A 14,169-nucleotide genomic window follows, 5' to 3' on the forward strand; every position below is an offset into this window, starting at 1 on the left:
GGTTGCTGAAGACTGGAAGTGACGGAGCATTGTACGGGCGAGTTCCGCTGGCGTACAGGATTGCGCTCGGAGGGGCCGGGGGCTACCGCGAAAAGTGCGCAACCCCCGGGATTTTCTAGGATTCTTCGCCGACTGCGGTGCTGTTGGCGGAGCTTTCGGGCTCGGGTTTCGGCCCGGCGCGGCGGCTCTCCTGGAACCAGTGAATGGCGATCAGGATCAGTGTCGGCACCCCGAGGATCGCGGTGATGAGAAAGAAGTCGTGATAGCCGAACTTTTCCACCATGACCCCGGAATAGCCGCCGATCAGGCGCGGCAGCAGCAGCATGATGGAACTGAGCAGGGCGTACTGGGTGGCGGAGAACTTGAGGTTGGTCAGGCTCGACAGGTAGGCGACGAAGGCTGAAGTGGCCATGCCTGAACTGAAGTTGTCCAGGGAAATGGTGACGATCAGCATCTTCAGGTTGGGGCCCATGTCGGCAAGCATGAGGAACAGCAGGTTGGTCCCGGCCGATGCGGCGCCGCCGATGAACAGGATCGGCAGGATGCCGAACCGCACGATCAGCAGGCCGCCCATGCCGGCGCCGAGCAGAGTCATGATCAGCCCGAAGATCTTGCTGACCCCGGCGATCTGGTCTTTGGTGAAACCCTGGTCGATGTAGAACACGTTGGCCATGACGCCCATGACCGTGTCCGACATGCGATAGGTGGCGATCAGTCCCAGTAGCAGAAAGGCTTGCCAGCGATAGCGCAGGATGAAGTCGTTGACCGGCGTCAGCACCGGCGCCAGGCCCCGGCGGCCCATGGCCGAGAGGCACAGGGTGCTGAGGGTGATGTAGAGGATGGCCCGCAGGAAGGCGCGGTCTTCCAGCAGCAGGTCCAGCAGGCTGACGCCGTCGAAGATCACACTGGCGAAGTCGGTGTTGTACAGCTGGGTGAAGGTGGCGGGGACGGAAACCAGTAGCACGATCAGCACGAATACCGAGATCAACTGGTGAGCGAAGCTGTAGCGCCCGGCGGACAGTTGGGTGCGCAGCGGCACCGCGGGTTCACGCATCAGCAAGGTGGTGATCAGGGCCGGGATCATCAGCACCCCGAACAGCACGTAGGTGCCGGTCCAGGCCGAGTGCTTGTAGCTGAAACCGGTGGAGCCGAAGCCTTCGGCGAAAAACAGTGCGCCGGCAGTGGCCAGCAGCACGGCAACCCGATAGCCGGACATGTAGCTGGCGGCCAGGGCGGCCTGGCGGCTGTCGTCGGCGATTTCCAGGCGGTAGGCGTCGATGGCGATGTCCTGAGTGGCCGAGGCGAATGCCACGATCACCGCAATGGCAATCAGCCAGGAAAGGTGCTTTTGCGGGTCGCAGAAACCCATGCCGATCAGGCCGAGAATCACCAGGGTCTGCGCCAGCACCAGCCAGGAACGACGTCGACCGAGCTTGCCCAGGAGGGGCAGGCGCCATTGGTCGAGCAAGGGCGACCATACCCACTTGAAGGCATAGGCCAGGCCGATCAGGCTGGCGTAACCGATGGTTTCACGGGCCACACCGGCCTCGCGCAACCACACCGAAAGAGTCGAGAACACCAGCATGTAGGGCATGCCGGCGGCGAAACCAAGCAGCAACAGCACGAGCGTCGAGGGGCTGGCATAGGCGGCAAGTGCGGCGCGCCAGGTTTTACGGGGCATGGGCTGAAGTCTGCCTCAGATTACGGAAACAAAGCGCGCACTCTAACCGCTGTGCTCCACCGGGCGCCAGCCATGGCGCTGAATATCCACGCGATTGTTCAGGATAGAGACACCTTCGCCACGCAGTCTGGCCCGCTGCTCGTCGCCCGAGGGACTGCCGGCCGGCAAGCTCAGGCGACCACCGGCGCCGAGCACTCGATGCCAGGGCAGGCTGGTGTCGGCGGGCAACTGGCTGAGGGTGCGCCCGACCCAGCGTGCCGCCCGCCCCAGGCCTGCCATCTCCGCCAGTTGGCCGTAGCTCACCACCCTGCCTTCGGGGACCTGGGCCAGGGTCAGGTACAGCGCCGTACGTCGGATCTGTGCAGGGCTTTGCGGCTCTTCGCTGTGTTCGGTCACATTCGCGGTTCCAGATAATAGAGGAGGGACGCTGGTCGGCTGTGGTGATCAAAGCCGGGTGAGTATTGAACTCACTCTCAATACCCGGGTCAGTCCTGACTAAGGCTTGTTCAGCAGGAATAATGCCGTTTTTTTTCGCAAGATCGAGTCCTCTATTGCTTATGTTGCCTAGAACTTTGCTGTGTTTCGCGGTGCTCAGCGCCTCCATGCCTGTATTGGCCGATACCGTGTGGTTGAAGAACGGTGATCGCCTGAGTGGCAAGATCAAGGTGTTCGACGGCGGCAAGCTGTTGATTCAGACCGACTATGGCGGCGCCATCAATATTGACTGGAAGCAGGTCAAGACTCTGGAGAGCGACCAGGAGCTGCTGGTCAAACAGGATGCCTACACCGGGGAGAAGGCCAAGTCGCTGCAGGCGGCGGACGAAGGCAAGGTGATCCTGGCCAACGGCGAGGCGCCCAAGACGGTGGAGCTGGCGAGCATCCAGCAGATCATGAAGCCCAAGCCGCTGGTGGAGGACATGGTCTGGAAAGGCAACGTCGATGTGGCTATGGACTACAAGCGCGCCGAAAAGAACACCGATGACTACGACATCGACTTCAAGACCTCGGCGCGTCACGGGGCCTGGCGCCACAATGCCCAGGGCGAATACAACCGTGAGTTCCAGGATCATGTGGTGACCACGGACAACTGGAGCGCCGAGTACGCTCTGGACCGTTTCATCACGCAAAAGTGGTTCTGGGAAGGGCGCCTGACCTACAAGCGGGACAAGGTCGAGGACCTGGCGCGGCAGCGGGTGGTGGGTACCGGCCCCGGCTACCAGTTCTGGGATGATGAGCTGGGCGCGTTCTCCCTGGGCTCGCTGCTCAACCGTACCGATTACGAGTACGCCGATGGCGGCAAGGACAACTTCTATTCCCTGGCGATGAAGTGGGACTACAACCGTTACCTGATCGGCAAGCGGGTGGAGTTCTTCACCAATGGCGAGGTGGGGCGGCCGCTTTCGGGGGTGGCCGACTATGCACTGGATGCCGAGATGGGGCTGCGCTACAAGGTCACCGACTGGGCTTCATTGAACCTCAAGGCGGAAAAAGACCTGATCCGCGGTACCGAAGACAGCGATCTGGACAAGACCCGCTACACCGTGGGCTTTGGCGTGACCTGGTAACCCGGGACGCATGGGCGCCTTTTCAACGAGGGCGCCGACAAAAGTGACGGGCACAAAAAAGCCCCGCTGTTGAGGGCGGGGCTTTTTTACTGGATCAGTACAAGTTAGATAACTTGAACTTCTTCAGCTTGCATGCCTTTCTGACCGCGGGTAGCGATGAAAGAAACCTGTTGGCCTTCTTTCAGGCTTTTGAAGCCGTCGGATTGGATAGCTTTGAAGTGTACGAACAGGTCGTCACCGGATTGTGGAGTGATGAAGCCGAAGCCTTTTTCATCGTTGAACCACTTAACGGTACCGGTTTGGCGATTAGACATGGTGTATCTCCTTGGACAAAGTTAACTGCGACTCAGGAAAAGCCCTGGCCGAGACTGAGTGCAAAGAGCAGGAAAAATTCTTGGAGATGGTTGGATCGAAATTCAACATCGTGTAGAGATTCTCAGTGACACAAGCAGCACAGTGGCGCCACCTTAACCCTTTTTCCTGAACGTGCCAATGGTCAGTGCGAAGGTTTCTCGGTTTTCGTGACTGACGGCGGGGCGCTCGTCGCCCAGCCCTTGAAAATCGTGGGGTGAGGCGAGAAAAACGTCCCAGACTTTGAACCCGACCTCGCGCCCCGGTAAGATGCCAGACCGTTTTTTTTCACCTCGCTATTTCAGGACACCCGCCATGAGCATCAAATCGGACAAGTGGATTCGCCGCATGGCGCAAGAGCACGGCATGATCGAGCCCTTCGTAGAGCGCCAGATGCGTGGCGAAGGCCAGGATCGGCTGATCTCCTTCGGGGTGTCGAGCTACGGCTACGACGTGCGTTGCGCCGACGAATTCAAGGTGTTCACCAACATCAATTCGGCCACCGTCGATCCGAAGAACTTCGATGAAAAGAGCTTCGTCGACATCAAGAGCGACGTCTGCATCATTCCGCCTAACTCCTTTGCCCTGGCACGCACCGTCGAGTACTTCCGCATTCCGCGCAATGTGCTGACCATCTGCCTGGGCAAGAGCACCTATGCCCGTTGCGGCATCATCGTCAACGTGACGCCGCTGGAACCCGAGTGGGAAGGCCACGTGACCCTGGAATTCTCCAACACCACCACCTTGCCGGCGAAGATCTACGCCAACGAAGGCGTGGCGCAGATGTTGTTCCTGGAGTCGGACGAAGAGTGCGAAGTGTCCTACAAGGACCGTGGCGGCAAATACCAGGGCCAGCGTGGCGTGACCCTGCCACGCACCTGAGTTCGTCTGTCTGACGAATAGCGGGAATTCCTGAGCCGGCAGGCACTCTATTGGAGGTACTGCCGGTACGCGCAAGGCGTACCCGGCACAGCTCAGGAGTGCCCCCATGAAGATAGATCCGCGAATCAGTGCCACCTTGGCCAGGCTGGAACCCAATCAGGTTGGCGTACTGGCCTGGACCCTGCTGGCGCATCCTCCCGTCAGCATGGCCGGTGGCATTCCCGGCCAGCCGGATCCCGATTCCCCGCAACCCCTTGAACCCACCGAGCCGGGCGAACCGACCCTGCCCGACGAGCCGCCTCCCGTGCCTGTCGCCTGAAGCCCGTACCGCGCCCGCCCGGCCCAGAGCCTGAACGGGTGCGGTACCGCTGTTACTTCAGGTTGCCGCTGAGAAACTGCTGCAAGCGCTCGCTTTTCGGGTTGCCCAGCACGTCCTCCGGAGCCCCTTCTTCCTCTACCAGGCCCTTGTGCAGGAACAGCACCTGGCTTGACACCTTGCGCGCAAAACTCATCTCGTGGGTGACCATGATCATGGTCCGGCCCTCTTCGGCCAGGCCCTGGATCACCTTGAGCACCTCGCCTACCAGCTCCGGGTCCAGGGCCGAGGTGGGTTCGTCGAACAGCATGACCTCCGGCTCCATGGCCAGGGCCCGGGCGATGGCCACCCGTTGCTGCTGGCCGCCGGATAGAAACGCCGGGTACTGGCTGGCCACCCGTGCCGGCAGGCCGACCTTGTCCAGGTAACGCCGGGCGCGTTCCTCGGCCTCCCTGGGGCTGACCCCCAGCACCCGGCGCGGGGCCATGGTGATGTTTTCCAGCACGGTCATGTGGCTCCACAGGTTGAAGTGCTGGAACACCATTGCCAGGCGGGTGCGAATCCGCTGCAGCTCGGCCGGGTCGGCCACGTGCATGCCGTGGCGGTCGCTGACCATGCGGATCTGCTGGCAATCCAGGCTCATGGCGCCGTCATCCGGGGTTTCGAGAAAGTTGATGCAGCGCAGGAAGGTGCTCTTGCCCGAGCCGCTGGCGCCGATCAGGCTGATCACGTCGCCGGTCCTGGCCTTGAGGGAAACACCTTTGAGCACTTCATTGTCGCCATAGCATTTATGCAGGCCTTCAACGGTCAATTTGTACATGGGGGCGTGCATCCTCAAGGCGAAAGTAGGTAACCGCTGCGATAGGCCTCGCGACCGGCGACATGGGCGATCACCATGCCTGCGGTGGCCATGCGTCGCAGCGAGCGGGCGTACATGAGCCCGGCGTTGTTGCAATGGATGGGGGTGACCCGGTCGTGGATCGGGTCGATGATTTCGGCCACCAGTTGCCCGGCTTCCAGGTATTCCCCCGGCAGGGCGTTGAACACCAGCAGCCCGCCTACCGGGGTCGCCACCGGTTCGACGCCGGCCAGGGGCGTGGCCGGGAAGGGCAGCTCGGGCAGTGGCGGCGCTTCACCGGCGATGGCCCCAAGCCGGGTCAGGTAGTCGATCAGGGCCTGGCAGTCTAGGCTGGCCAGGCCGTGGTTGACGTCGCCCTGGCCGCGCAGCTCGACGGTCACCGCAAAGCTGCCTGTCGGGATGGCGAAACGCTCGCCGAAGCGCTGTTGCAGTTGCCACCACAGCAGGCTGAAGCATTCGTCGAACGACCAGGCCGCGGAGTCGGTGGCCAGCAGGCAGGCTTCGGCGCCCAGGTAGCGAGCCAGCGGCTCCACCCGGGGCCAGGCTTCGGGGGTGGTGTAGAGATGCGCCACAGCCTCGAAGTCGCAATGCAGGTCCAGCACCATGTCGGCATCGCAGGCCAGCCGTTGCAGGGTCAACTGCAGGGACTGCAGTTGGGTTTGCGGCCGCTGGCGCGCCAGGGCATCGATCAGGTGACGGCGGATCAGTTCAAGGTTGTGTTCAGGGTCGGCATTGAGCAGCCCTTCGATGGCATCGCCGACTTGTTCGCCCAGGTCGGCGAAGCCGCGGTTGAAGTTCTGCCCGCTTTCCAGCTGGTAGCGGCCCAGAGGCACATCCATCAGCACCTGTTCCAGGCCCACCGGATTGGCCACCGGCACCAGGACGATTTCCTGGCGCAGGCGCCCGGTGGCTTCCAGCTCCGCCAGCTGTTGCTTGAGGTGCCAGGCCACCAGCATGCCGGGCAACTCGTCGGCGTGCAGGGAGGACTGGATATAGACCTTGCCGGCGGCCTGGGGCGGGCCGAAGTGAAAGCTGTGGACCTGGCGCGCGGTGCCCGGCAGCGGGGCGAGCAGGTCGTGGATCTCGTGGCGCATTGACGGTTTTCCTGCAGCAAGTCCTAGTGGGTCGGCCCGAGGAAGGCCAGCCAGCGGCGTTCAGCGAGGCGGAACAGGCCCACCAGGGCGAAGGTCACGCACAGGTAGATGATGGCGGCGATACCGAACGACTGAAATGTCAGGAAGGTCGCCGAGTTGGCGTCGCGGGCGATTTTCAGAATGTCGGGAATGGTCGCGGTGAAGGCTACGGTGGTGGAGTGCAGCATCAGGATCACTTCGTTGCTGTAGTAGGGCAGCGAGCGGCGCAGGGCCGAGGGCATGATCACGTAGGCGTACAGCTTCCAGCCGCTCAGGCCATAGGCCTTGGCCGCTTCGACTTCGCCGTGGGCCATTCTGCGGATCGCCCCGGCGAAGATCTCCGTGGTGTAGGCGCAGGTGTTCAGGGCGAAGGCAAGGATGGTGCAGTTCATTGCATCGCGAAAGAACGCATCCAGGACTGGCTGTGCGCGAATCGCGGCGATGCTGTAGATCCCGGTGTAGCAGATCAGCAACTGGATATAGAGCGGTGTGCCACGAAACAGGTAGGTGTAGAACTGCACCGGCCAGCGGATGTAGCGCTTGGGCGAGACCCGGGCGATGGACAGCGGGATCGACACCAAAAAGCCGATGCAGATCGAGGCACTGAGCAGCCACATGGTCATGGCCAGGCCGGTCACGTGGTAGCCATCGCTGTAAAGGAAGGGACGCCAGTATTCCTGCAGGAGTTCGATCATCGCACGGCCTCCCGGGCGCCGGCGGCGTAACGCCGTTCAAGCCTGCGCAGGACAAAGTTGGAGGCACTGGTGATCAACAGGTAGATCAGCGCCGCCAGAACCAGGAAGTAGAAGAGTTGGTAGGTGCTCTTGCCGGCGTCCTGGGCAGCCTTGACCAGGTCGGCCAGGCCAATGATCGACACCAGGGCCGTGGCCTTGAGCATCACCATCCAGTTGTTGCCGATGCCCGGCAGGGCAAAGCGCATCATTTGCGGAAAGACCACGAAGCGAAAGCGCTGGCCGCGTTTCAGGCCATAGGCGGTGGCGGCTTCCACCTGGCCCCGGGGCACGGCAAGGATCGCCCCGCGAAAGGTTTCGGTGAAGTAGGCGCCATAGATGAAACCCAGGGTGATCACCCCGGCGCTGAAGGGGTTGATCTCGATGTAGTCCCACTCCATGAAATCGGTAAAGGAGGTCAACCAGGTTTGCAGGCTGTAGAAAATCAGCAGCATCAGGACCAGGTCCGGCACGCCGCGGATCAGGGTGGTGTAGAGCTGGGCCGGAACCCGCAGCAGGGCAACGCTGGACAATTTGGCGCTGGCGCCGATCAGGCCCAGTAAAACGCTGACCAGCAGCGACAACACCGACAACTTGATGGTCATCCAGGTACCTTCCAGCAGCAGAGGGCCGAAACCCTTCAGGCTGAGCGCGGAAAGCCCCAGGTTTTTTAGAAGTTCTTCGAGCATCGATCTGTGACCCGTAGCGATAAAAAAGGCGCCCATCGAGGATGGGCGCCGACAGGTTATTTACCGCTGTAGAGGTTCAGGTCACCGAAGTGTTTTTTCTGGATGGTGGCGTAGGTGCCATCATCGTGTAACGCTTTGATACCTTTATCCAGAAGCGCTTTCAGTTCTTTGTTACCTTTCGAGATACCCACCGCGGTCTTGGCCGGCAGCAGCGGGTCGTCCACCGGCTTGCTGATCTCATAGTCAGTGCCTTGCGGTGACTTGAGGAAGCCCAGTTCGGCCTGCAGCATGTCCTGGATCGAGGCATCGAGGCGCCCGGAAGTCAGGTCGGCATAGACCTGGTCCTGGTTCTGATAGGCCTGGGTCTTGACCCCGGCCTTGTCCAGCACGGCCTTGGCGTAGGCTTCCTGAATGGTGCCCTGCTCGTAGCCGACGGTCTTGCCCTTGAGCGAGGCGGTGTCTTCGCTCAGGCCCGAGCCTTTCTTGAACACGAATGCGGTGGGGCCGGAAAACAGTTCGTTGGAGAAGTCGATGACTTTCTCGCGAGCCGGGGTGACGGTCATGGACGAGATCACACCGTCGAATTTATTGGCCTTGAGGCCTGGAATCATGCCGTCGAAGTCACTTTCGACCCACTTGCACTTGACCTTCAGCTCGGCACAGATGGCATTGCCCAGGTCGATGTCGAAACCCACCAGGCTGCCGTTGGCGGCCTTGGATTCGAAGGGGGCGTAGGAAGGGTCGACGCCGAAGCGCAGTTCCTTGTATTCCTTGGCCAGCGCGGAGCCGGCGGCCATGCAGAGAGCCAATGCAGAAAGGGTCAGCAATGCTTTTTTCATTATTCAATCCCTAAGAACCAATATGAGCGCTTGTGGCGCATGAGTACTGTTACTGGACCGCATAAGACTTAATGAAAGTAGCAATTTCCGAACCAGAGTCCCGAACAGGTGTTTTAAAAGCGCTGGAAAGCAGCGACACGAGGGAACCCGTGCGCTGAGATGGGGCGTGATTTTTGGCAGGCGCCAATAAGGTGCGAAGGGGTGGGCAATCTACGATGGGCGAACTGACAGGGCTGCCAGTGCCAAGCGCGGTTGAGGGTGCCGGTGAGCTGTTCGTTTTGGAGCAGGCCCGCTTGCACAGGACGTGCAAGCGGGTGGGGGAAGGTTACTTGCCTGGAACCAGGGTCAGGCGGGTCTTGCCGTAGCTGCGCTCGAAGTTCTGCGGTTGCATCGGCAGGCTCAGGTACTGGGCCTTGAGCCAGCCGTCGATGCCGTTGGCATAGTTGGGGCTCACCGGGTTGCCGGACTGGCCGCTGCTGTTGAGGCCCATCAAGGGTTCGCTGAGGCCGAAATCCACGATCAAGCGCAGGGCCGGTGTATCGGTGATGGCAAAGTCCTGCCCCCAACGGTACGCGGCGCTGTTGATGGTGTTGTGGTCGCCCCCGGCCTGAAGCGGGCCACGGATCTGCCGGCCATTGGCGTTGGTCCACTGGTAGCTGTGCAGCTTGCCCCATTGCCAGGCCTTGCGGTCGGCGCCCAGCAGTTGCTCGCCGGAGCTGATGGCGGCTGCCAGGCTGCGGGCGAGGATGGCTGGCTTGTCTTCCTTTTGCGCGGTGCGCGAATCGTCCCAGAACGGGCTGTCTTCCTGGCCCAGCAGGTGGTCGGCCTGGGCCGAGTAGGAAAGGTTGCCGTTGGCGACGAAGGCTTGCCAGGCGTCACCGGACTCGGGGCCGAGCTTGTCGAGGAAAATCTGCTTGGTGCTCTCCTGCAGGAACAATTCGTACAACGCCGCGTCGGCCGAGCCGGCGCTGACCTTGCCGTCGAACGCCAGTAAGCGGCTATAGGCTTCCCTGGCCTTGGCGCGTTCGGTATCGGGCAAGGCCTCGATGGCCTGCTTCAGCGGCTGGGCCATGCCCGGAGCTTCGAACATCTTTTTCAGTTTGGCGGCGAACAGCGTGCTTTGGTCGTACTGCAGGGCGATCAGGCTGCGGTTGTCCTGCTTGCCGCTGGAGGCCAGACCGGCCATGCGCTCGGCCCGTTCCGGGGCGTGCCAGGAATTGGACAGCTGCATGCCGTAGCCCCGCGAGATCACTCGCTGGTTGGCGGTGGCGATCCAGCCCTGGGGCGGGTCCTGGTCGTAGGGGTGGAGCATCGGGTCGGCGTAGCCGTCCCAGTCGTAACGGCCATCCCAACCTGGTGAAGGCAGTAAGCCTTCGCCTTCGCGGCGGTTGGGGAAGCGCCCGGTGACTTGCCAGCCGATGTTGCTGGCGTCGGCAAACACCATGTTCAGGGCGATGGCGCGGATTTCCCGACTGGCATCCGAGGCCTTCTCGACGTTCTGCGCCCGGGACAGGTCGAAGAAGGCGTCCAGGGTCTTGTCGTCCTTGAGCTCCGGCGTCTGCAGGGCCAAGCCGAAACCGTTACCGAGCGCTGCCCCCAGGGCGCTGTTGAGCAGCGGGCCATGGCGGGTTTCGTACACGGCTTCGCGAATCGGCCGCTGGCCTTTGACGAAGTAGGTTTCGTTGCGCACGGTCACCGGCTGCCATTTGCCGTTGTTCTGGTAGTACAGGGCGTTGCCCTGGCGCTTGAGCTTTTCCAGGAACAGGTCCTGGTTGTCTCCCTCCACCGAGCTCATGCTCCAGGCCACCTTGCCGTTGAAACCCTGGAGAATCGCCGGCAGGCCAGCGATGGAAGCGCCGGCGGCCTGGTATTTCGGCGCGCGGATCTGGGCGTAGTACCAGGCTTGCAGGTGGCTGTCGGCGGCCAGCAGGCTGCGGCCGGTGCGGCTGCGCTGTGGGGCGATGGCCAGGTTGCTGCCGCCGCGGGTGCCCAGGCTGTTGAGCTGGGCCAGACGGTTGATGGCGCGGCTGACTTCGTTCAGGCCCGGCACAGTGAGATTCAGGCCCTTGAGCTTGTCCGCTTCGGCCAGGGGCAGGGGTTCATCGGGATAGCTCGGAGTCAGCCACGGCAGTTTGTCGCTGCCGACTTTCTGCGCCAGCACCAGGGCGTTGATCTCTTCTTGCAGGTTGGCGGACTGGCCGAAGTTCAGCAGGCAGAAGATCAGCGCCGAATCCTCGGCTTTCCAGTATTCGGGGGTGTAGCCCTGGGCTGCCAGGTCCGGCGGCAGCTTGTCGCGATAGCGGAACAGGTAGGCGTTGACGCCCCGGGCATAGACCTCGAAGAAGCGCTTGATCCGTGGCGACGAAGCCTTGTACAGCTCATCGGCGCTTTTCTTCAGGTTGATCGCGCGCATCAGGCGGTCCACTTCCAGTGCGTCGGCACCGGACATTTCGGCCAGGCGGCCCTGTGCCAGCAGGCGCAGGGTCACCATCTGGCCAATGCGGTCGCTGGCGTGCACATAGCCCAGGGTGAACAGGGCGTCATGGAAGCTGCTGCTTTCGATCAGCGGTACGCCGACCGCATTGCGCCGCACGGAAACGTTCTGTGCCAGGCCCTTGAGCGGCTGCACGCCAGAGGTGGGGGGCAGGGTGTCTTGAGTGTTCCAGGACTGGCAACCGGCCAGGCTCAAAGCACTGGCCACTGCCGCGGCAACGCCGAACCGGGGAAGAAAATGTGAGAAGGCTGGCGAGGCCATGGCAAAGCTCCTGCGGGGGGGTAGCGTCGATAAAGGCGCTACGTTAGTGAGCAGGCGAGTGCCGCGCAAGCGGGGGCAGGAGGTATTTCTCGACGACGCTGCAAATAGCGATCGCCGGCGCGTCGGTACCTGGCAAAACCCGTAGGAGCCGGCTTGCCGGCGAAGAGGCCTTCTGGCCTTGGCTGGCCCTTGCGGGCACCGTGACTGGCAGGCCAGCTCCTGCAGGAACAAGGCTCAGGAGGCGGGATTGACCTGCTCTACCAGGGCATAGGCCCGCTCGGTAGCCGGCCGGGCCTGGATGCTGTTGAACCAGCGCTGCAGATGAGGGAAGTCCTCGAGTTTCTGGCTCTGTTTCTTGTACGACGCGATCCACGGATAGATCGCCATATCGGCAATGCTGTAGTCACTGCCGGCGACAAACTTGCGGTCCGCCAGGCGCCGGTCCAGCACGCCATACAGCCGCGCGGTTTCATCCACATAACGTTTGATGGCGTAGGGGATCTTTTCCGGGGCGAACTGGCTGAAGTGATGATTCTGCCCAGCCATCGGCCCCAGCCCGCCCATCTGCCAGAACAGCCATTGCAGGGCTTCCTGGCGCCCGCGCAGGTCCTGGGGCAGGAACTGGCCGGTCTTTTCCGCGAGGTACAACAGGATCGCCCCGGACTCGAACAGCGACAGTGGTTGGCCGCCATCGGTGGGTTGGTGGTCAACGATCGCCGGAATGCGGTTGTTGGGCGCGATCTTCAGGAACTCGGGCTTGAACTGCTCACCCAGGCCGATGTTCACCGGGTACAGGGTGTAGGGCAGGCCGGCTTCTTCCAGGAACAGGGAGATCTTGTGGCCGTTGGGGGTGGTCCAGTAGTACAGATCGATCATGCAGCGCTCCAAAAGGAAAGGGTCCTTGTTAAACGACAGCAAACTCCGGCATTAGGTCGTCCTGTGTGCAATGGGTGGCTTGCCTGAAACAGAAGGTGATGTTGAAGTCGGCAAAATTCAATGACGCTCCAACGGAGAATGCTCAATGCCCATTCCGGCCGACACGGCGTTGATACTCATCGATCAACAGCAAGGCATCCTGCACCCCCGGCTCGGTCCACGAAACAATCCCGAGGCAGAAGAGCGGATGCTCGAGTTGCTGGCTCTTTGGCGCACCCGGGGTTGGCCGGTGATCCATGTGCAGCATCTGTCGCGCTCGACGGATTCGGTGTTCTGGCCCGGGCAGCCGGGGGTAGAGTTTCAGCCGCGCTTTCGCCCGCAAACGGGGGAGTGGCTGATTCAGAAACAGGTGCCGGATGCTTTTTGTGGCACCTCGCTGGAGGCGGATCTGCGCCGACAGGGGATCGGACAGTTGGTGATAGTCGGTGTTGCCACCAACAACTCGGTGGAGTCGACGGCGAGAACCGCCGGTAACCTGGGCTTTGCGGTATGGGTAGTGGCCGACGCCTGCTTTACCTTCGACAAGCTCGACTTCGCCGGTCGCGCCCGTTCTGCCGAGGAGGTGCATGACATGTCGCTGGCCAACCTGCACGGCGAGTACGCCACGGTGTTGACCCTGGCGCAGCTTTTTTAGGAGAGGTCGGACGGCGAAGTCGCGCGGACAAGCCTCTCCCGCGCTCAGATCAAGCGCCGTGGCACTTCTTGAATTTCTTGCTGCTGCCGCATGGGCAGGGGTCGTTGCGGCCAACGTCTTTCAGTGCGTTGCGTACCGGCTCCTGGTGAGCGTGGTTGCAGTGCGGGCCGTGAACATGGCCATGGTCGTGATCGTGGTGGTCATGATCGTGGTTGCAGTCAGGGCCATGGACATGAGGTTGCTGGGTCATTGCGGGTTACTCCGGGATAAAATCGCCGGGAATTATCACGCCATTGCGCTTCAGGTGCACGTCCTGGCCGATGAATAATCCGATTTCCAGTTCCCCTTCGAGGCGGTAGGGGATAGGTCGCTCGGGCTTGCGCAGCAATTTCACCACATCGCGGATCTGCGGCCACAGGTTGGTCCGCACCGGCACCTTGAAGAAGCGGCTGCTGTGGGGCGTGACGGTGAACCAGTGTTCGTGCTCGCCTTCGCTGAGCAGGAAGCGCTCCAGGTAGACCTTGTAGGTCAGGCGACGCACGGTCAGGTCGCTGTCGTTGGGGTTATCCACCCGCAGGTGCAGGGTGAAGCGTTGTTCCAGCAGGTTGGCCTTGACCACCTCGACCTTGACCAGATGCACCGTCGGGTCGACGGACTCATCGCTGAACCAGGAGGCACAACCCGTCAGGCCCAGCGCGCCGAGCAGGCACAAGGTTCGTAACGCACGCAGCTCACCGATCATTGCAAGACTCCCTCTGGATGCCGGTGCCCATCCTGGGCCCGGGTTGGTATCGGCCG

The 14,169-nt window shown here is 62.0% G+C and carries 16 protein-coding genes; 4 read left to right on the top strand and 12 right to left on the bottom strand.

Annotated elements, in window-relative coordinates; translation table 11 throughout:
• Window positions 1-115: 115 nt before the first annotated feature.
• Together ABCR88_RS06585 and ABCR88_RS06590 are read right to left on the bottom strand one after the other, a co-directional pair.
• On the bottom strand, window positions 116-1,681 hold the full coding sequence (locus tag ABCR88_RS06585; RefSeq protein ID WP_011059601.1) for an AmpG family muropeptide MFS transporter: 1,566 nt from the start codon (window positions 1,679-1,681) through the stop codon (window positions 116-118).
• 42 nt (window positions 1,682-1,723) lie between these two features.
• Window positions 1,724-2,077, bottom strand: a complete 354-nt coding sequence (locus ABCR88_RS06590; protein ID WP_015634389.1) for an MGMT family protein — start codon at window positions 2,075-2,077, stop codon at window positions 1,724-1,726.
• Window positions 2,078-2,238: 161 nt separating this feature from the next.
• Between ABCR88_RS06590 and ABCR88_RS06595 the strand changes: the two genes are divergently transcribed.
• Entirely contained in the window at window positions 2,239-3,246 is a 1,008-nt protein-coding gene (locus tag ABCR88_RS06595) for a DUF481 domain-containing protein (RefSeq protein ID WP_041116290.1), read from the top strand.
• A gap of 104 nt (window positions 3,247-3,350) precedes the next feature.
• Here ABCR88_RS06595 and ABCR88_RS06600 read toward each other — a convergent pair whose 3' ends face one another.
• The gene (locus ABCR88_RS06600) at window positions 3,351-3,560 is read right to left on the bottom strand and encodes a cold-shock protein (RefSeq protein WP_002554837.1); all 210 of its coding nucleotides are present in this window, start codon (window positions 3,558-3,560) and stop codon (window positions 3,351-3,353) included.
• A gap of 352 nt (window positions 3,561-3,912) precedes the next feature.
• On the opposite strand from ABCR88_RS06600, the gene dcd reads away from it, so the two are divergent.
• Together dcd and ABCR88_RS06610 are read left to right on the top strand one after the other, a co-directional pair.
• Window positions 3,913-4,479 (top strand): dCTP deaminase, encoded by a 567-nt coding sequence (dcd, locus tag ABCR88_RS06605; RefSeq protein ID WP_011059604.1) that lies wholly within the window; start codon window positions 3,913-3,915, stop codon window positions 4,477-4,479.
• A 106-nt stretch (window positions 4,480-4,585) separates the two neighbouring features.
• The gene (locus ABCR88_RS06610; protein WP_350404258.1) at window positions 4,586-4,798 is read left to right on the top strand and encodes a hypothetical protein; all 213 of its coding nucleotides are present in this window, start codon (window positions 4,586-4,588) and stop codon (window positions 4,796-4,798) included.
• A gap of 52 nt (window positions 4,799-4,850) precedes the next feature.
• On the opposite strand, the gene ABCR88_RS06615 is transcribed toward ABCR88_RS06610, so the two are convergent.
• From ABCR88_RS06615 to ABCR88_RS06645, 7 genes are all read right to left on the bottom strand, one after another.
• Window positions 4,851-5,615 (bottom strand): ATP-binding cassette domain-containing protein, encoded by a 765-nt coding sequence (locus ABCR88_RS06615; protein WP_350404259.1) that lies wholly within the window; start codon window positions 5,613-5,615, stop codon window positions 4,851-4,853.
• A gap of 14 nt (window positions 5,616-5,629) precedes the next feature.
• Complete coding sequence (locus ABCR88_RS06620) at window positions 5,630-6,748, bottom strand: succinylglutamate desuccinylase/aspartoacylase family protein (protein ID WP_350404260.1); 1,119 nt, start codon at window positions 6,746-6,748, stop codon at window positions 5,630-5,632.
• Window positions 6,749-6,771: 23 nt separating this feature from the next.
• A complete protein-coding gene (locus ABCR88_RS06625; RefSeq protein ID WP_350404262.1) occupies window positions 6,772-7,482 on the bottom strand; it encodes an ABC transporter permease in 711 nt (236 codons plus the stop codon).
• A complete protein-coding gene (locus ABCR88_RS06630) occupies window positions 7,479-8,207 on the bottom strand; it encodes an ABC transporter permease (RefSeq protein ID WP_011059609.1) in 729 nt (242 codons plus the stop codon). The genes ABCR88_RS06625 and ABCR88_RS06630 overlap by 4 nt, the downstream gene beginning before the upstream one ends.
• A 56-nt stretch (window positions 8,208-8,263) precedes the next feature.
• Window positions 8,264-9,046, bottom strand: a complete 783-nt coding sequence (locus ABCR88_RS06635; protein ID WP_041116294.1) for a transporter substrate-binding domain-containing protein — start codon at window positions 9,044-9,046, stop codon at window positions 8,264-8,266.
• A gap of 325 nt (window positions 9,047-9,371) precedes the next feature.
• On the bottom strand, window positions 9,372-11,801 hold the full coding sequence (locus ABCR88_RS06640; RefSeq protein WP_041116295.1) for a penicillin acylase family protein: 2,430 nt from the start codon (window positions 11,799-11,801) through the stop codon (window positions 9,372-9,374).
• Window positions 11,802-12,035: 234 nt separating this feature from the next.
• Complete coding sequence (locus ABCR88_RS06645) at window positions 12,036-12,677, bottom strand: glutathione binding-like protein (RefSeq protein ID WP_041116296.1); 642 nt, start codon at window positions 12,675-12,677, stop codon at window positions 12,036-12,038.
• A 145-nt stretch (window positions 12,678-12,822) separates the two neighbouring features.
• Here ABCR88_RS06645 and ABCR88_RS06650 point away from each other — a divergent pair, with 145 nt between their 5' ends.
• The gene (locus ABCR88_RS06650) at window positions 12,823-13,371 is read left to right on the top strand and encodes a cysteine hydrolase family protein (protein WP_232642758.1); all 549 of its coding nucleotides are present in this window, start codon (window positions 12,823-12,825) and stop codon (window positions 13,369-13,371) included.
• Window positions 13,372-13,420: 49 nt separating this feature from the next.
• Here ABCR88_RS06650 and ABCR88_RS06655 read toward each other — a convergent pair whose 3' ends face one another.
• Both ABCR88_RS06655 and ABCR88_RS06660 read right to left on the bottom strand, forming a co-directional pair.
• Entirely contained in the window at window positions 13,421-13,621 is a 201-nt protein-coding gene (locus ABCR88_RS06655; protein ID WP_007923047.1) for an SEC-C metal-binding domain-containing protein, read from the bottom strand.
• Window positions 13,622-13,627: 6 nt separating this feature from the next.
• Window positions 13,628-14,113, bottom strand: a complete 486-nt coding sequence (locus tag ABCR88_RS06660; protein ID WP_015634397.1) for an LEA type 2 family protein — start codon at window positions 14,111-14,113, stop codon at window positions 13,628-13,630.
• Between the last annotated feature and the right edge of the window lie 56 nt (window positions 14,114-14,169).

It is taken from the genome of Pseudomonas sp. W17, from assembly GCF_040268305.1.
Taxonomy (GTDB): domain Bacteria; phylum Pseudomonadota; class Gammaproteobacteria; order Pseudomonadales; family Pseudomonadaceae; genus Aquipseudomonas; species Aquipseudomonas protegens.